Origin of the sequence: Streptomyces sp. NPDC050548 (assembly GCF_044457385.1) — a bacterium.
In the GTDB taxonomy this organism is placed as follows: domain Bacteria; phylum Actinomycetota; class Actinomycetes; order Streptomycetales; family Streptomycetaceae; genus Streptomyces.
In genome coordinates, this window is the sequence record NZ_JBITGV010000011.1 from 252,345 (window position 1) to 268,752 (window position 16,408).

A 16,408-nucleotide genomic window follows, 5' to 3' on the forward strand; every position below is an offset into this window, starting at 1 on the left:
TCAGACCGACTCGATGATCATCGCGTTGGCGAGGCCCCCGGCCTCGCACATCGTCTGCAGCCCGTAGCGCGCTCCCCGGTCCCGCATCGCGTGCACGAGCGTGGTCGTCAGCCGGGTGCCGCTCGCGCCGAGCGGGTGGCCGATCGCGATGGCCCCGCCGTGCACGTTGACCTTGGCCAGATCGGCGCCCGTCTCCTGCCGCCAGGCCAGAACGACGCTGGAGAACGCCTCGTTGACCTCGAACAGGTCGATGTCGTCGAGGGTGAGCGAGGCCCTGCGCAGCACCTTCTCGGTGGCCGGTATGACACCGGTGAGCATGAGCAGCGGGTCGGATCCGGTCACGGCGAAGCTGTGCAGCCGGGCGATCGGACGAAGCCCCAGCCGGGCCGCCGTCTCGCTCGACGTGATCAGGACGGCGGAGGCGCCGTCGTTGATCGGGCTGGAGTTGCCCGCGGTGATGTTCCACTCGATCCCCGGGAACCGCTCGGCCCAACTCGGGTCGTAGAAGGCGGGCTTGAGGCCGCCCAGGACCTCGGCCGTGCTGCCGGGCCGTACGCACTCGTCGCGCGTGGCGCCCGCCAGGGGTGTCACCTGGCTGTCGAAGAGGCCCGCGTCCCAGGCGGCGGCAGCCTTGTGGTGCGAGGAGAGCGCGAAGTCGTCCAACTGGTCCCGCGTCATGGACCACTTGGCGGCGATGAGTTCGGCGCTGATGCCCTGCGGGACGAGACCCTCCGGGTAGCGCGCGGCGACGCCGGGGCCGAAGGGGTCCGTGCCGGGCAGCACGGCCGACCCCATCGGCACCCGCCCCATCGACTCCACTCCGCAGGCCACGACCAGGTCGTACGCCCCGGAGAGCACGCCCTGCGCCGCGAAGTGCACGGCCTGCTGGGAGGAGCCGCACTGGCGGTCCACCGTGGTCGCGGGCACAGACTCCGGGAAGCCCGCCGACAGGACGGCCTGCCGGGTGATGTTGACGGACTGCTCACCGACCTGGGTGACCGTGCCGCCGATGACGTCGTCGATGAGGGCGGGGTCGATCCCGGTGCGCTCGACGAGGGTGCGCAGGGTGTGCGAGAGGAGTTCGACGGGGTGGACCTGGGCGAGGGAGCCGTTCGGCTTGCCCTTGCCCACGGGGGTGCGTACGGCTTCGACGATCACTGCGTCACGCATGATGCGGGCCTCCAGGATGACCAGCCAGAAAGAACGACCAGAAAGAACGACCAGAAAGAGCGACCAGAACTACCGGTGAGTAGGAAATCCAAACTCACCATAGCTCTGTCAGTTGGAAAATCAAACCCTCACCTAAACTGGACGCATGGCCCCTCCCAATGACAAGCCCAATGACAAGCCCGTCCCCAAAGACCCGCGCCCCTGCTCGATCGCCGACGCCCTCGCGCTCGTCGGCGAGAAGTACTCCCTGCTCGTCCTGCGGGAGGTGTGCCTGGGCAATCGCCGCTTCGACCAGCTGGTCCGCAACATCGGTGCCCCGCGGGACGTCCTGGCCGCCCGGCTGCGCCGCCTCGTCGACGCCGGGATCCTCACCCGGCGGACGTACAGCGAGCACCCGCAGCGCTACGAGTACCGGCCCACCGAGGCGGGTCTCGAACTGGAGCCGGTCCTGATGACCCTCATGGCATGGGGTGACCGTCATCTCCGAAAGGATCTGCTCGACCGCCCCATGGTGATCGAGCACATCTGCGGCAACGAACTGGTCCCGGCCGTCACCTGCACCGCCTGCGGCGCCCCGGTCCGCCACGAGGACCTGACGGCCCACCCGCAGGCGCCCGGCTGGAGCGTGACCGGGCCGGCGGCGGCCTGACCAGAAGAAGCCGGGCCGGGGACTACGCCCCCTTGTAGACGTCCAACCGCCCGCACATCCCGAACTTCCCGTACGCCGAAGGCTGTTCGGCCCGTACGACGGCGTCGGCGAGGTGGGAGAAGTCGCCCCGGTCGAGCCGGTCGAGCTGCTCCCCCGTGGCCGCGGCGGCGGCCCGCGCACCCCGCTCCCAGCGCTCGCGCCACTCCGCGAGCCGGGGCCGCACGAGCGCGGCGGCGGCCCGATGGAACGCGGCAAGCGCTTCCGGGCCCTCGGCGGAGCGCAGCGCCTCGTAGCCCTCCAGGGCGAGGTCGCGGCGGGCCCGGGCGATCCGTTCCTGCTCCGCCTCGGGTGCGTCGGCCGGGATGGCGGTGACGGCGGCGTACGTCTCCAGGTCGGTGAGGTACTGCGGGGGCAGGGTGAGCACCGCGTCGCCCGCCTCGGGCAGCCCGCTGTTCTGCATGAGGACGGTGATGCGCAGATCGCCCTCGTTGACGAGCCGGTGGATGGTCCCGGGTGTGAACCAGGCGACCGTTCCGGCCGCGAGCGGTGTGACCTCGTACCAGGACGTCGTGCCCGATGATGTCCCCGTCATTGTCAGCGTCTGCACCGCACCGCGCCCGCCGGTGACGACGTACCCCTCCGAACACGCCAGGTGCATATGGGGAGTTCCGCCGCACACCCTGCCGGCACCATCGGCCTCGGCGGGCCAGTCGTAGACGGACAGTTGCGAGACGGCGATCCCGCCCGGCAGTCCGCCGAAGCCGAAACTCTCGGTGCTCACCACGGCCGCACCTCAAGGTACTTGGCGATCTCCTCCCGCTCCCACGCCCCGTCGGCGACGACGACGCGGTAGCGCCTGGTGAGCGTGTCGCCGGGGTCGAGCACCAGCTCGTCGTAGAAGGCGAAGGAGGGGGCGATGCCCGCGAACGGCTCGTTGCGTACGAACCAGTGGGCGGGGTGGGCGCCCTCGGCGCCGGTGTGGTCGTTCTCGGGGGCGTGCTCGAAGACGACCGTCGCGTGGCCGTCGGTGCCGTCGTGCTCTCCGGAGACGGCGAGCCAGGGGCCCTGGGAGCCCATCAGCCCGGGGCCCTCGCCGTCGGGGCCGATGATGCGGCCGTCGCGGAAGGCGCGCGGGCCGCGCCAGAACAGGCCGGTGTAGCCCGCGGCCTCGCGCCCGTGAGTGGTCGGACTGCCGAACAGCAGAGGCTCGTCGCGGCGGTTCGTCACGGCGCTGGTCCAGGTCAGCGCCCAGGAACCCGACTCGATGTCGACGTGGTGCACCTCGATCCGGCGCCGCTCGTCGGCCCAGAGTTCGCCGCTGTGAGGGTGCCAGGTCAGCCGTTCGGCGATGACGAGACGTTCGGCGCCCGAGTCGATGTGCGTGTCGATCTCGTCGAAGGCGACATGGGCCATCGACCCGACCCGCTCCGGGAGTTCGAGATACCCCTCGCCGTGAACGTAGGTGTTGCCGCCCCACAGGTTCTGGCCCGAGAGATGCGAGGCGGTGAACTGCAGGCCCTTGTGCCAGCGGTGGTCGTTGGGCCGGTAGTCCGTGACGATGTCGCCGGCCAGCGTTCTGATCGGGTGGAGGTACGGCTTCGGCGCCTCCCAGGCCGCCTCGGGCCGGTAGACGTAGCTGAACAGCTCGACGCCGGTGGCCGGTTCGGTCACCGTGACGCGGTCGCCGTGGGCATGGACGATACGCAGGCCGGTCATGCCGACACCTCCTCGCGCGCCACGGGCGCCCAGCCGGGGGCGCCGCCGTGCAGCGCCGTGTAATAGGGGTCACCGGGGCCGATCTCGCCTGCCCGTACGGTCGTGTCCGTGAACGCCGACTTGTAGAGCGCGGTGATCAGTTCCAGGCTGGTGCGCCCGTCGGTGCCGCTGGCGCGCGGCCGTTCGCCGGCCCGCATGCTGACGACGAGTTCCCGCAGCTGCTCCAGGTGCGAACTCGGCACGTCGGGGCCGAAGTTCTGCCAGGCGGCGGCCTCCTCGCCCGAGACGTCCGGGGCGGGGGTGATGCGCCAGTTGTCGTTGCTGTGGCCGTAGAGGTGGGTGAGTTCGACGGTGGCGCGCTCGCAGTCGATGCGGATGCGGCTGACCTCGTCGGGGCTCAGGACACTGTTGACGACGGTCGCCATCGCGCCGTTCGCGAAGCGGACCAGGGCGGTCGAGACGTCCTCGGTCTCCACGTCGTGGACCAGCCGCCCGGCCATGGCCTTCACCTCGCTCCACGGTCCGAGCAGATCGAGCAGCAGGTCCATCTGGTGGATGCCGTGTCCCATGGCGGGACCGCCGCCCTCGGTCGCCCAGCGTCCGCGCCAGGGCACGGCGTAGTAGGCGGTGTCGCGGTACCAGGTGGTCTGGCAGTGCGCCACGAGCGGCCGGCCCATGGCCTGCTCGGCGAGCAGCCGGCGCACATGCCGGGTGCCCGAGCCGAACCGGTGCTGGAAGACGATGGAGGCGTACGGCCCGCCGGGCGTCCCCTTCGCCGGGCCCTCTTCGTCCTCCACGGCGTCGAAGTCGGCCAGCGTCGGCACCGGCGGCTTCTCGCACCACACCCAGGCGCCGGCCCGCAGCGCGGCGACGGTCTGCGCGCGGTGCAGGGTGGGCGGGGTGCAGATGGTGACGAGGTCGGGCCGCTGTTCCCGGAGCATCTGCTCCAGGTCGGTGTAGGCGTGCGGAATCCCGGCCTCGGCACAGAAGGACTCGACCGAGGTGGCATCGATGTCAACGGCTGCGACCACCTCGGTCTCGCCCTCCTCCGCGAGCCGGGCGAGCGCGGGGAAGTGCGAGCCGCGGCCGATGGCACCGGCGCCGACCACGGCGGCCCTGATGCGTCGCCCGGTGAGGGGGGCCAGGGGCCGACGCGCCCCGGGGTTGGTGGCGGGTGTGGACATGGGCGTGATCAGCACTCCTCCGGAGACAGCGAGCGCGTCCAGCAAGCGCTTTCCTCCGCTGCAACGTATGCGCCGCCCCCGCGCCTGGTCAACACCACGCACCCGGAGTCGCCCGACCGCCCGTGAAACCCCTGTGTCCGGCCTGTCACACCGGGACGCTACGCTGCCCCTCACACACACTCGATCACCGCGCGCGGCGTTTTGGTGTGTCCTTTGCCCCTCCACGAGCAGCACTTGGACGCCGTAACTCCATGTCTTGGTTTGAATCCCTCATCCTCGGACTCGTCCAGGGGCTGACCGAGTTCCTGCCCGTGTCGTCCAGTGCGCATCTTCGGCTGACGGCGGCCTTCTCCGGCTGGAAGGACCCGGGTGCGGCCTTCACGGCGATCACCCAGCTCGGCACGGAGGCGGCGGTGCTGATCTACTTCCGCCAGGATGTCTGGCGGATTCTCGCCGCGTGGTTCCGGTCGCTCACGAACAAGGAGATGCGGCGCGACCACGACGCCCAGATGGGCTGGCTGGTGATCGTCGGCTCCATTCCGATCGGTGTGCTCGGGGTCACGCTCAAGGATCAGATCGAGGGACCGTTCCGGGATCTGCGGATCACCGCCACCATGCTCATCGTGGTGGGCATCGTCATCGGCGTCGCCGACCGCCTCGCGGCCCGCGACGAGACGGGCGGCCGGCACCGGGCACCCAAGCAGCGCAAGTCACTGGTGGACCTGAACGCCAAGGACGGTCTGCTGTACGGCCTCTGCCAGGCGATGGCGCTCGTCCCCGGCGTCTCCCGCTCGGGCGCGACCATCAGCGGCGGCCTGTTCATGGGCTACACCCGTGAGGCGGCGGCCCGTTACTCCTTCCTGCTCGCCATGCCGGCCGTACTGGCCTCGGGCGCCTTCGAGTTGAAGGACGCGGCCGAGGAGGGACACATCGCATGGGGTCCGACGATGTTCGCGACGGTGATCGCGTTCGCGGTCGGATATGCCGTAATCGCATGGTTCATGAAATTTATCTCGCACAAGAGCTTCATGCCGTTCGTCTGGTACCGCATCGCCCTCGGCATCGTCATCATCGCGCTGGTCACGGCGGGCGCGCTGAGCCCGCACGCGGCCGAGTCGGCGGGCTGAACTACCGCTCGGGCAGGGCGAGGGCCCAGGGCTCGGGGGCGATCCCAATGCCGTTGGCTACGTAGGCAATCGTGCGGTACCACCCGGCCAGCACGAGGAGTTCGAGGGCCTCGGGCTCGTCGAGGTACTCCCGCAGGCCGGACCAGACGGGGTCGCTCAGCCGTGCGCCGGCGTCGAGTTCGTCGACGGCCCGGAGCAGCGCGGACTGCCGTGCCGACCAGACCGGGTCGTCCGGAGTACCGGTCACGGTCAAGGTGACCTGCTCCGGGGTGAGTTGGGCCGCTTCGGCGTACGCCGCCATGTGGACGCCCCACTCGTAGGCGCAGCCGGCGCGGGCGCAGACGCGGGCGATCACGAGTTCGCGGTCGGCGGCGCCCAGGCGGCCGTGGACGAGGAGTCCGGCGCCCAACGCCCGCATGCGGGAGGCGAGTTCGGGGTGGCGTTCGAGCACCTTGAAGAGCATGAGGGGTTCGTGGGTGACGCCGGGCGGCATCCAGCGGTGCAGGGCGCGGTCCGTGTCGGGAGTGTAGGGCGGGGTGACTCCTTCGATGCGCTGTTTCATGTCCACCGACTCTTGCGCTTCTGAAATCGAAGCGCAAGAGTGAAGCAGGCGATCACCACCAGCCGTGTGAGGAGGCCCTGTTGGAACCGACCCCGCTGCCCGGCCGCCCCGTGCGCGGATCGACCACCGGCCGCCCCGTCATGGCCGCGCTCGATCTCCTCGGCCGCCGCTGGACCCTCCGCGTGATCTGGGAACTCCACCGTCACCCCGCCCCGATCGGTTTCCGCGATCTGCAACGCCACTGCGACGCCATGTCCTCCAGCGTCCTGTCCACCCGCCTCACGGAGTTGCGCGAGTCGGACATCGCGGGTCAGACACCGGACGGGGCCTGGCAGTTGACCCCGCTGGGCGCGGACCTGGTGACGGCGATGGGGCCGTTGCTGGACTGGTCGCGGGTGTGGGCCGAGCGGCGGACATGAACCAACTCGCCTCGCCGGGCGCTCGGTTCGCGGCGCCCGTGACCAACCCCATACGGTTTGAGTAGCCGTCCGGTAGCGCAGTGTCAGTCCTTGCCCCTAGGCTGTTCCGCATGTCCCCCGATTCCGTGACCCCTGGTTCCGTGCGGTCTGCTTACGAGGTGAACGAGCAGATCCGGGCTCTCTGGCTGCGCGCGGGCGGGTCGCTCTCCACCCAGGAGCGGGAGGAATACGAGCTGTTGGTGGTCGAGTGGGCCGCCGCGATACGCGACGGGGTCATCGAGGCCGCCTGAGCGGTGCGCGGCCACACCCCAGCACCGCCCCGTCGCCACCCTCACCGTCCGCCCGACACCCGCACCACCGTGCCCGTCGTGTACGACGCGTCCGGTGACATCAGCCAGGCGATGGCCGCGGCGATCTCCTCGGGCTGTCCGGGGCGGCGCAGCGGGATCGACGCGGACACGCGTCGCGCGCGGTCGGGGTCGCCCATTCTCGCGTGGATCTCGGTGTCGACGATGCCGGGTGCGACCGCGTTGACGCGGATGCCGTCGGGGCCGAGTTCCTTGGCCAGGCCCATGGTGAGGGTGTCCACGGCGGCCTTCGTCGCGGCGTAGTGGACGTAGTCCCCGGGGCTGCCGAGCGTGGCGGCGGACGACGACACGTTCACGATCACGCCGTTGCCCCGGGCCGTCATGGCCCGCGCGGCGCGGCGTGAACACAGCAGTGTGCCAAGGAGGTTGACCTCGACGACCTGGCGCAGGTCGGCGGTGTCGATGTCGGCGAGCCGGCCGAAGGGGCCGGTCACCCCGGCGTTGTTCACCAGCCCGGTGACGGGCCCGAGTTGTTGCTCCGCCGAGGTGAACAGCCGCTCCACGTCCGCCTCCACGGACGTGTCCGCGCCGATACACACGGCTCGTGCCCCGGACTGCCGTACTCTGTCCGCCACTTGCTCGGCCGCCTTCGCGTCCCGGAGATATCCCACGACCACGTCGTGCCCGTCCTCCGCGAGCCGCAGACAGGTCGCGGCGCCGATTCCCCGGCTGCCTCCGGTGACGACCGTGACGAGACGTTTCATGCGTACTTCCCTTCAGGGGCGGAGCAGTTCAGGTGGTGGCCGGTCCCAGCCGGGCGCGGATGAGTGTGTCGAGTCGCCGCCAGGCCGGGGACGAGGCGTTGACCGTGCCCTGGACGAGGGCGGGGATCTCGGAGTCCGCGGCCGGCCCGGGCGGTTCGGCGCCGGCGTAGCGTTCCCGGTGCGCCTCGGCGATACGACGGGCGAGGTCGTCGACGCGGGGATCGTCGGGGGCCAGGTCGTGCGCGCGGTCGTAGTCGAGGAAGAGCTGCCGCAGCGCCGGGTCGGCCAATGTCCCGGCCTGGTCGTGGAACAGGGTGATCGCCTGGTCGGGGTGGGTGGCGAAGACGAGGATCCACAGGTCGCGTTGCAGGTCCACCCAGCGTGAGGTGAACCCCCAGCCGGCCAGGTCCTCCAGGTGGGCGCCCACCTCTTCGGGCAGCGGTGTCAGGTCTCCGGCGGCGAGCCTGCGCAGGCGGCCCTGCGTTGCCCGCAGCTCGCGGATGCGGACGGTGAGGTCGTCGTCGATGTCGCGCAGTGCCCGCCGGAACTCCTCCTCGCCCGCCGATCTCAGCTCGCGGATCCGGGCGAGGGGGACGCCGGCTTCGGCGAGTGTGCGGATCTTGATCAGGTCGACGGCGTCGTGCGCGCCGTAGCGGCGATATCCGGACGCGTCGCGTTCGGGCTCGGGGAGCAGTCCCTTGGCGTGATAGACGCGGACGGTCTTGACCGAGACTCCGACATGTCCGGCCAGCTGCCCGATGGTGATCACCCGGCCATCGTCCCACTTGACCCCGCCCCTGGGGCAGGGTCGCAGCATGGGGGCATGACGAACGCGAACATCGACCGGCAGACCCTGCGCGAGCTGGCCGACGAGGGCAACGAGACCGCCCTGGACCGGCTGGCCGACCTCGCCGACGAGGCCGGTGACCTGGCGGAACTGAGCGAACTGCTGGACGAGGGATCCTCGCGTGCCGGGTTCCTGCTCACGCGGCGCGCGGCCGCGGCCGGGGACCTGCGCGAGCTGCAACGGATCTCCGACGCCGGGTACGAAGAAGCAGGCCAGGAGCTGGAACGGCTACTGAAGGCGCCCGCCGACGGGCAGCGGGAGTGAGGGATCCGGCCACGCCCGGGGGCGCACGCCTGTCCGAACACCACCGAATGTTCCCCACGTTGTCCCCGCGTACCCCTTGGCTCGACACACCGCGTGACCAACACTTGCCCGATGACGCAGCGTGTGGAACTGGCGATCGTGATGGACCGGCTGGCCGTGGACGAAGTGATCACCGAGTACGCGGTGGCGGTGGACGACGGCGACTGGGAGGCGTACCGAAAACTGTTCGCGCCGAACGGGCGGGCCGACTACCGGTCCGCCGGAGGCATCGAGGGGAACGCGGAGGAGATCTCCGGGTGGCTCGCCGAGAGCATGCGGCTGTTCCCGATGCGGCAGCATCTGATCGTGAACCGGCGCATCCGTTTCGGCGCCCTGGACCAGAACACCGACGACACCGCGCGTGTCCAGGCCGACTACGTCAATCCGATGCGTTTCGCCAAGGAAGACAGCAGTGACACGTCCACCGCGCCCGACTTCGTGTGCGGCGGGCGGTACGAGTTCGGGTTGCTGCGGACGTACGACGGCTGGCGGCTGACCGGGGTCGTCGTGGCGGAGAAGTGGCGGCGTCTTCCGGAGCGGCACCCGGAGGCCGTGGTCAACTGAGACGACCGGGTGGGCGTTCGCTGTCCGGAATCGTCCGTGACACGCACACTGGAGCCACCAGCGGGTAGGGGGTTCATATGAAGACCTTCGGCGACTGGCTCGTCTCCCCCTGGCGGCGTTCGCTGCTCGCCGTACTCGCGGGCGGGCTGCCCGTGTTCGCGTTCCCGGCGCCGTCGTGGTGGTGGTTCGCCTACGTCGCACTCGTCCCCTGGATCCTGCTGACCCGCTCGGCGCCGACCCCACGACGGGCCGTCTACGACGGCTGGTTCGGCGGGCTCGGCTTCATGCTGGCCGTGCACAGCTGGCTGGTGCCGAGCCTGAGCGTGTTCATCGTGGTCATCGCGGGCCTGCTGGGTGCGCTGTGGGCGCCCTGGGGATGGCTGGTGCGCCGCTTCCTCGGTGGCGTGCCGTCACCTCGGCGGGGCGCCGCCGCGCTCCTGGTCCTGCCCTCGGGCTGGCTGACGGTCGAACTGGTCCGGTCCTGGCAGGGGTTGGGCGGTCCCTGGGGGCTGCTCGGCTCCACCCAGTGGCAGGTGGAACCGGCGCTGCGGCTCGCCTCCGTCGGCGGGGTGTGGCTGCTGAGCTTCCTGGTGGTGGCCGTCAATGTGGCGGTCGCGGTGCTGGTCGCGGTCCGCGCGGTGCGGGTGCCGGCCGTCGCCGGGCTCGTCGCCACCGCCGCCGTGACCTCGGCGGCCTGGGTGTGGTCCCCGCGCCCCGACGTCGACGGCCGGGTCCGGATCGCCGTCGTACAGCCCGGGATCATCGACGGCGACGACAGCGGCGACCGGCGCTTCGACCGCGAGGAGCAGCTGACCCGCCAACTCGCCGGGCAGCACGTCGACTTGATCGCCTGGGGCGAGAGCAGCGTCAGCTTCGACCTCACCAAGCGGCCCGATCTCGCCCGCCGTATCGCCGCCCTCTCCAAGGAGACCGGCGCCGACATCCTGGTCAACGTGGACGCCGAGCGCTCCGACAAACCCGGCATTTACAAGAGTTCCGTCCTCGTCGGTCCGCAGGGGCTCACCGGAGACCGCTACGACAAGATGCGGCTGGTCCCCTTCGGGGAGTACATCCCGTTCCGCTCGCTGCTCGGCTGGGCCACTTCCGTGGGCAAGGCGGCGGGCGTGGACCGCAGGCACGGCACCGAGCAGGTCGTCATGAACGTGGGGCACGGGCTGCGCATCGGCCCGCTGATCTGCTTCGAGACCGCGTTCCCCGACATGAGCCGCCATCTCGCCCAGGACGGCGCCGACGTCCTCCTCGCCCAGTCGTCGACATCCTCGTTCCAGAACAGCTGGGCCCCCGAACAGCACGCCACCCTCGCCGCCCTGCGCGCCGCCGAGACCGGCCGCCCGATGGTCCACGCCACCCTGACCGGCGTCTCCGCCGTCTACGGCCCGAGCGGCGAACGCATCGGCGCCTGGCTCGGCACGGACTCGGACACGACTCAGGTCTACGACGTCCCGCTCGCGCACGGCATCACGCCGTTCGTCCGCTACGGCGCCTGGCCGGTGGGCCTGGCCCTGCTGGTGCTGGCGGCGATGTGCGCCGGTGAGGGCGCGACGGCGTTCAGGTTGCGGCGGACCGCTCCGCAACCGCTCGTACCACCCGCTCGCACAGTTCATGAGTCGCCAGCGCGTCCCGGGCGCTGAGCACCTTCCCCGCCCGTACGGCGTCCAGGAAGGCGAGCACGGCCTGCTCGATGCCGCGCTGCCGGGCCACCGGGACCCAGTCCCCGCGGCGCCGTACGGTCGGCTGGCCCTTGTGGTCGACGACCTCGGCGAGGTTGACGACCTGGCGCTTGGTGTCCTGGCCGGAGACCTCCAGGATCTCCTCCACCGAGCCGCTGAGCCGGTTCATCACCCCGAGCGCGGTGAAGCCGTCGCCGGAGAGCTGGAGCACGAGGTGGTGCAGCAGTCCGTCCTGGGTGCGGGCGCGCACGGTCATGTCGTCGACCGGCCCGGGCACCAGGAACCGCAGGGTGTCCACGATGTGGATGAAGTCGTCCAGGATCATCGCGCGCGGCTCCTCCGGGAGCCCGATCCGGTTCTTCTGCATGAGGATCAGCTCGCGCGGATGGTCGGCGCACTGCGCGTACCCGGGGGCGTAACGGCGGTTGAAGCCGACCGCGAGCGACACGTTCCGCTCCTCCGCGAGCCGCACCAGGCGCTCGGAGTCGGCGAGTTGGTAGGCGAGCGGCTTGTCGACGTACGTCGGTACGCCCGCCGCGAGCAGCCGGGTGACGATCTCGGGGTGCGCGGTGGTGGGCGCGTGCACGAACGCGGCGTCGAGGTCCTGCGCGAGGAGTGCGTCGAGGTCCGTGTGGCGCCGGTCCGCCGGCAGGTGGAGGCTCTCGGCGACGCGGGCGAGGGTGGCGGGGGTGCGGGTCTGCAGATGCAGTTCGACACCGGGCAGGGCGCCGAGAACCGGCAGGTAGGCCTTCCGCGCGATGTCACCGAGTCCGATGCAGCCGACCTTCACGGAGCCTCCCTGGCGCTCGCCCAGCGGTACGTTCCCGGAAGCATAGGGCGGGGCGATATCCGGTGGTGCGGGCGGACCGGGAGCGCGAGGATGCGGGCATGACGATCGAGCGCAGTGAACCTTCGACCACCGCCGACGAACGCACCATGCTGGACGGATGGCTCAACTATCACCGCGAGACCCTGGCCCTGAAGTGCGAGGGCCTGACCGACGAACAGCTGAGGACCACTGCCGTGGAGCCGTCCGAGCTGTCGCTCATGGGTCTGGTGCGGCACATGGCGGAGGTGGAGCGGGGCTGGTTCCGCAAGGTCATGGCGGACGAGCAGGCGGACCCGATCTACTTCACCGAAGAGGACCCGGACGGCGATTTCCACACCACCGAGACGGACACCTGGACGGAGGCGCACGCGACCTGGCGGGCCGAGATCGAGGCCGCGAACGCGCACGCGGCCCGGTTCACCCTGGACGACATCTCCGTGGGCAAGCACCGGCGCACCGGCGAGCGCTTCAACCTGCGCTGGATCTACACCCACATGATCGAGGAGTACGCGCGGCACAACGGCCACGCCGATCTGCTCCGGGAGCGGATCGACGGCAGCACCGGAGACTGACCGACACCACGTCACCCGGGGCGGGCGCGGGCCGTCCGTAAGGGGGCGGAGATCACCCGTGTGGGGCATCATCCGCCCGTCCGCTGTCCCAAACAGGGCCGGAACCAGCAGAGTTGCGCGGGTGCATCGAACGACGACCACCGCAACGCTCCTGGTCACCGTGGCTGTCTCGGCCCTGTCCGGCTGTGTGACCGTCCAGCGGCCACCGGCTCCCGCTCCCCCGGCCGCACCGTCCCAAGCGTCGGTGCCGCGCCCGGACGGCAGCGCGGAGCCGCAGGTCGTACAGGCTCCGGCCCGGGAGGCGCTGGAACTGATCGACCCCTCGCACCGCCCGAAACCGGTCGCGCATCCACCGCACCACGCGCCGGCCCCGCCCTCACGGGCGGCGCAGGCGCCGGTACCGGTCCCCCGCTCGCACCCGCATCCTCATCCCCACCCGCACACCAAGCCACGCCGTCCCACGCAGCCGGGCGCGGACATCCCGGACGTGGTCAAGTCGGTGCCGAAGAACACGTCGGACGTGTGCGCCCTGGGCAGGAAGTACGGCGGCTGGCAGTCGGACAGTCCGCAGTCGATCATCTGCGGTCAGACGTACGGGCGTTGAGGCCGACGGGAACAGATCGGCCGGACTCTAGGGCCGCTGTCTCGGCGGCCCCCAGTTCCCTTCCCCGGCCGCACCGCCCTCGGTGTCGAGCCGCAGTTCCAGCCGGCCGATCGCGGCCCGCACCCCGTTGCCGTAGCCGTCGTCCGCGAGGACTGTGCAGGCGTCGCGGGCGCGGCGGAGGTGGGTGCGGGCGGCGTCCGGGCGGTCGAGCTTGATGTAGTCGGCGGCGAGGTTGAGATGCAGGGAGGGGTAGAAGCCGCGCACCGCGCCCGCCCCCTCCCGGCCCACGTCGTCGGGGTCGTCGGCCTCCCGCCCGTCCGTCAGCTCGTCCGCCGCCGACAACGCCCTGAGATCCCAGGCGAGTTCGTCGGTCGGGTCGTCCTGGGTGTCGGCCAGGTAGTGGGCCAGTGTGCAGCGGTGCAGTGGGTCGCCGTCCTCACCCAGCTCCGCCCACAGGCCGAGCAGCCGCTCCCTGGCCTCCTCTCGGTCGCCGCCGTGGTGCAGCATGACGATCTGTCCGACCCGCGTCAGCAGAGCGTCCGGCGCCGCCTGCTCCTGTCGCTCCGTCACAGCGTCCTCCGCACCTTGTCAGCCACCGTTAGCCGTCCCTGTCGAAGCTAACGGGCGCCACTGACAATCGCCGTCAGGCGGCCCCGGACCGGCCCGGCGGGCTCAGCCCAGGTTCGGGATGCGCCAGTCGATCGCGGTGTGGCCCTGCTTGGCGACGGCCTCGTCGATCTGGGTGAACGGGCGGGAGCCGAAGAACTTCTTGGCGGACAGCGGGGAGGGGTGCGCGCCCTTGACCACCACGTGCCGCTCCTCGTCGATGAGGGGGAGCTTCTTCTGCGCGTAGTTGCCCCACAGGACGAAGACCGCCGGGTCGGGGCGGTCGGCCACCGCGCGGATCACCGCGTCGGTGAACTTCTCCCAGCCCTTGCCCTTGTGGGAGTTGGCCTCGCCGGAGCGGACCGTGAGCACCGCGTTGAGCAGCAGGACGCCCTGCTGGGCCCAGGGCATCAGATAGCCGTTGTCCGGGATCGGGAGGTCCAGCTCCTCCTTCATCTCCTTGTAGATGTTCCGCAGGGAGGGCGGGGTCTTCACGCCGGGGCGGACCGAGAAGCACAGGCCGTGTCCCTGGCCCTCGCCGTGGTACGGGTCCTGGCCGAGGACCAGCACCTTCACCTGGTCGTACGGGGTCGCCTCCAGGGCGGCGAAGACCTCCTCGCGCGGAGGGTAGACCGGACCCTTCGCCCGCTCCTCCTCGACGAACTCGGTCAGCTCCTTGAAGTAGGGCTGCTGAAGCTCGTCGCCCAGGACTCCGCGCCAGGACTCGGGGAGCATGGAGATGTCGGTCACGTCAACTTCCTTACCGTGTGCGGCGACTGCGATGCGGAGCGACCGCGCGGTGCGGTCGCCTCCATGTCCCAGAACCTACAGGCGACCACTGACAACCGGTGCCGCGATCCGGTTCACCAGCTCGTCTTGCGGTACAGCTGCCACATCATCATGATCGTCGACGGGTCGAGGGCCTGTTCCCCGCCGGAGATGTCGTCGCTGGCGGCCACGTACTGCCGGCCCTGCCACAGCGGCAGCAGCCGGGTGTCGTCCACCAGGATCTGCTGGGCCTCCTCGAACTCCTTGACCACGTCGGCCCGGTCGGTCTCCTTGCGGGACTCGGGCAGCAGTACGCCGGTGATCTTCGGCGAGGGGTAGGGCGTACCGAGCGCGTTCTGCTGTCCCACGAAGGGTGCGATGAAGTTCTCGGCGTCGGGGAAGTCCGGGAACCAGCCGCGCCCGAACACCGGGTACTCGCCCTTCTGGTAGCCCGTCACATAGGTCTTCCAGGGGCGGCTCTTCAGGGTGATCGTGAAGAGCCCGGAGGCGTCGAGCTGGCGCTTGAGTTCCTTGAACTCCAGGGCGGTCTCGGAGCCGTAGCGGTCGCTGGTGTACCAGAGGGTGAGCGGGACGCGGTCGGTGATGCCCGCGCGGGTGAGGATTTTCCGTGCCTTGGGGACGCTGGGGTCTCCGAAGTCGTCGAAGAAGGCGGTGGTGTGGCCGGTCAGGCCCTTCGGGACCATGGAGTAGAGGGGGTCCACGGTGTCGCGGTAGATCTTGTGGGTGATCGCCCCTCGGTCGACGACCTGGGCGACGGCCTTGCGGACGGCGGGGTTCTTGGCCCACTGGTCCTTGGGGTTGAACACCAGGTAGTTGATGTCGGTGCCGGAGCCGTCGACCAGTTGCAGGTCCTTGGAGGGGCTGCCCTGGAGGGTGACGATGTCGTCGGCGGCGAGGCCTCGGTAGGTGACGTCGATCTTCTGGTCCCGCAGCGCCTTCACCATGGTGCCCGAGTCCTGGAAGTAGCGGATCGTCACCGCGCTGTTCTCCCGCTTGGCGAAGCCCTTGTAGCGGTCGTTGCCGACGAGTTGGGCCTGCTTGCCGTCGTCGTAGGACTTCAGGGTGTACGGCCCGGAGCCGAAGACCTCGCCGTCCTTGCGCAGGGAGCGGGCGGGGTAGTCGTCGGGGTCGACGATCGACATGGCCGGGGTGGCGAGCACGAACGGGAAGGTCGCGTCGGGCTTGTTGAGGTGGAAGACGACCTCGCGGGCGCCGGTCACCTGGACGCGGGCGAGGCTGCCCAGCAGTCCTGCGGGTCCGCCCGGCACGTCGATCTGCCGGATGCGGTCGATGGAGTGCTTGACGGCCTGGGCGTCGAGGGTGTCCCCGTCGGCGAACTTCATGCCCGCGCGGAGTTCGCAGCGGTACGCCGTGTTCGAACTGTCGGTGAAACCGCAGCTCTTGGCGGCGTCCGGTTCGGGGGTGGTCGCGCCGGTCGGGTAGGCGAGCAGCGTCTGGTAGATGTTGCGGAACAGCTCCCACGAGCCGTCCCAGGAGGCGGCCGGGTCGAGCGTGCTGGGGGCGCTGGTGGTGCCGACGACGATGGGTCCCCGGTCGTCCGGATTTCCGTCCGAGAACACCCCGCATCCGGCCACCAGGGATATCGACGTGATCGCCGCGGCTCTCCGCAGGCCTCGGTTCCGGTTTGACACGCGCACGCTCCTCGATCCGCCGTACCAAGGGTCGGCAGACCATACCGCAGTG

General features: G+C 70.5%; 20 protein-coding genes. 9 read left to right on the top strand and 11 right to left on the bottom strand.

Annotated features, from left to right (window positions below):
- Positions 1–1,170, bottom strand: a complete 1,170-nt coding sequence (locus ACIBJH_RS29105) for a thiolase family protein (RefSeq protein WP_399119832.1) — start codon at positions 1,168–1,170, stop codon at positions 1–3.
- A 145-nt stretch (positions 1,171–1,315) separates the two neighbouring features.
- On the opposite strand from ACIBJH_RS29105, the gene ACIBJH_RS29110 reads away from it, so the two are divergent.
- A complete protein-coding gene (locus ACIBJH_RS29110; protein ID WP_399119833.1) occupies positions 1,316–1,819 on the top strand; it encodes a winged helix-turn-helix transcriptional regulator in 504 nt (167 codons plus the stop codon).
- 22 nt (positions 1,820–1,841) lie between these two features.
- On the opposite strand, the gene ACIBJH_RS29115 is transcribed toward ACIBJH_RS29110, so the two are convergent.
- The 3 genes from ACIBJH_RS29115 to ACIBJH_RS29125 all read right to left on the bottom strand — a co-directional run bounded on the left by ACIBJH_RS29115 (position 1,842) and on the right by ACIBJH_RS29125 (position 4,719).
- Positions 1,842–2,477: a cupin gene (locus ACIBJH_RS29115; RefSeq protein WP_399119906.1), complete on the bottom strand. Its 636-nt coding sequence runs from the start codon at positions 2,475–2,477 to the stop codon at positions 1,842–1,844.
- Between the two features lie 119 nt (positions 2,478–2,596).
- Complete coding sequence (locus ACIBJH_RS29120) at positions 2,597–3,535, bottom strand: PmoA family protein (protein ID WP_399119834.1); 939 nt, start codon at positions 3,533–3,535, stop codon at positions 2,597–2,599.
- The gene (locus ACIBJH_RS29125; protein ID WP_399119835.1) at positions 3,532–4,719 is read right to left on the bottom strand and encodes a Gfo/Idh/MocA family protein; all 1,188 of its coding nucleotides are present in this window, start codon (positions 4,717–4,719) and stop codon (positions 3,532–3,534) included. Before ACIBJH_RS29125 ends, ACIBJH_RS29120 begins: the two co-directional genes overlap by 4 nt.
- Positions 4,720–4,970: 251 nt before the next feature.
- Between ACIBJH_RS29125 and ACIBJH_RS29130 the strand changes: the two genes are divergently transcribed.
- Positions 4,971–5,846 carry an undecaprenyl-diphosphate phosphatase gene (locus tag ACIBJH_RS29130; protein WP_399119836.1) on the top strand — a complete coding sequence of 292 codons (876 nt, stop codon included), beginning with the start codon at positions 4,971–4,973 and terminating at the stop codon, positions 5,844–5,846.
- 1 nt (position 5,847) lies between these two features.
- Here the strand turns inward: ACIBJH_RS29130 and ACIBJH_RS29135 are convergent, their stop codons facing one another.
- The gene (locus ACIBJH_RS29135) at positions 5,848–6,408 is read right to left on the bottom strand and encodes a carboxymuconolactone decarboxylase family protein (RefSeq protein WP_399119837.1); all 561 of its coding nucleotides are present in this window, start codon (positions 6,406–6,408) and stop codon (positions 5,848–5,850) included.
- Between the two features lie 140 nt (positions 6,409–6,548).
- Between ACIBJH_RS29135 and ACIBJH_RS29140 the strand changes: the two genes are divergently transcribed.
- Together ACIBJH_RS29140 and ACIBJH_RS29145 are read left to right on the top strand one after the other, a co-directional pair.
- A complete protein-coding gene (locus ACIBJH_RS29140; protein WP_399119907.1) occupies positions 6,549–6,827 on the top strand; it encodes a winged helix-turn-helix transcriptional regulator in 279 nt (92 codons plus the stop codon).
- Between the two features lie 110 nt (positions 6,828–6,937).
- Positions 6,938–7,117, top strand: coding sequence for a hypothetical protein (locus tag ACIBJH_RS29145; RefSeq protein ID WP_200710564.1), 180 nt, complete (start codon positions 6,938–6,940; stop codon positions 7,115–7,117).
- A gap of 41 nt (positions 7,118–7,158) precedes the next feature.
- Here the strand turns inward: ACIBJH_RS29145 and ACIBJH_RS29150 are convergent, their stop codons facing one another.
- Both ACIBJH_RS29150 and ACIBJH_RS29155 read right to left on the bottom strand, forming a co-directional pair.
- Positions 7,159–7,899, bottom strand: a complete 741-nt coding sequence (locus ACIBJH_RS29150) for an SDR family NAD(P)-dependent oxidoreductase (RefSeq protein ID WP_399119838.1) — start codon at positions 7,897–7,899, stop codon at positions 7,159–7,161.
- 28 nt (positions 7,900–7,927) lie between these two features.
- Positions 7,928–8,668: a MerR family transcriptional regulator gene (locus tag ACIBJH_RS29155; protein ID WP_399119839.1), complete on the bottom strand. Its 741-nt coding sequence runs from the start codon at positions 8,666–8,668 to the stop codon at positions 7,928–7,930.
- A gap of 54 nt (positions 8,669–8,722) precedes the next feature.
- Between ACIBJH_RS29155 and ACIBJH_RS29160 the strand changes: the two genes are divergently transcribed.
- The 3 genes from ACIBJH_RS29160 (at position 8,723) to lnt (ending at position 11,265) form a co-directional block, all read left to right on the top strand.
- On the top strand, positions 8,723–9,010 hold the full coding sequence (locus tag ACIBJH_RS29160; protein WP_399119840.1) for a hypothetical protein: 288 nt from the start codon (positions 8,723–8,725) through the stop codon (positions 9,008–9,010).
- A 111-nt stretch (positions 9,011–9,121) separates the two neighbouring features.
- Positions 9,122–9,613: a nuclear transport factor 2 family protein gene (locus ACIBJH_RS29165; protein WP_399119841.1), complete on the top strand. Its 492-nt coding sequence runs from the start codon at positions 9,122–9,124 to the stop codon at positions 9,611–9,613.
- A gap of 77 nt (positions 9,614–9,690) precedes the next feature.
- On the top strand, positions 9,691–11,265 hold the full coding sequence (gene lnt, locus ACIBJH_RS29170) for an apolipoprotein N-acyltransferase (protein ID WP_399119842.1): 1,575 nt from the start codon (positions 9,691–9,693) through the stop codon (positions 11,263–11,265).
- Here the strand turns inward: lnt and ACIBJH_RS29175 are convergent.
- Positions 11,183–12,094 carry a Gfo/Idh/MocA family protein gene (locus ACIBJH_RS29175; protein WP_399119843.1) on the bottom strand — a complete coding sequence of 304 codons (912 nt, stop codon included), beginning with the start codon at positions 12,092–12,094 and terminating at the stop codon, positions 11,183–11,185. The genes lnt and ACIBJH_RS29175 overlap by 83 nt on opposite strands.
- Positions 12,095–12,192: 98 nt before the next feature.
- Between ACIBJH_RS29175 and ACIBJH_RS29180 the strand changes: the two genes are divergently transcribed.
- Positions 12,193–12,705 carry a DinB family protein gene (locus tag ACIBJH_RS29180; protein ID WP_399119844.1) on the top strand — a complete coding sequence of 171 codons (513 nt, stop codon included), beginning with the start codon at positions 12,193–12,195 and terminating at the stop codon, positions 12,703–12,705.
- A gap of 121 nt (positions 12,706–12,826) precedes the next feature.
- Positions 12,827–13,309 (top strand): hypothetical protein, encoded by a 483-nt coding sequence (locus tag ACIBJH_RS29185; protein ID WP_399119845.1) that lies wholly within the window; start codon positions 12,827–12,829, stop codon positions 13,307–13,309.
- 27 nt (positions 13,310–13,336) lie between these two features.
- Here the strand turns inward: ACIBJH_RS29185 and ACIBJH_RS29190 are convergent, their stop codons facing one another.
- From ACIBJH_RS29190 to ACIBJH_RS29200, 3 genes are all read right to left on the bottom strand, one after another.
- Entirely contained in the window at positions 13,337–13,879 is a 543-nt protein-coding gene (locus ACIBJH_RS29190; RefSeq protein ID WP_399119846.1) for a hypothetical protein, read from the bottom strand.
- A 102-nt stretch (positions 13,880–13,981) separates the two neighbouring features.
- A complete protein-coding gene (ung, locus tag ACIBJH_RS29195) occupies positions 13,982–14,665 on the bottom strand; it encodes a uracil-DNA glycosylase (RefSeq protein ID WP_019071064.1) in 684 nt (227 codons plus the stop codon).
- A 113-nt stretch (positions 14,666–14,778) separates the two neighbouring features.
- Positions 14,779–16,356 (bottom strand): ABC transporter substrate-binding protein, encoded by a 1,578-nt coding sequence (locus tag ACIBJH_RS29200; protein ID WP_399119847.1) that lies wholly within the window; start codon positions 16,354–16,356, stop codon positions 14,779–14,781.
- Positions 16,357–16,408: the final 52 nt, after the last annotated feature.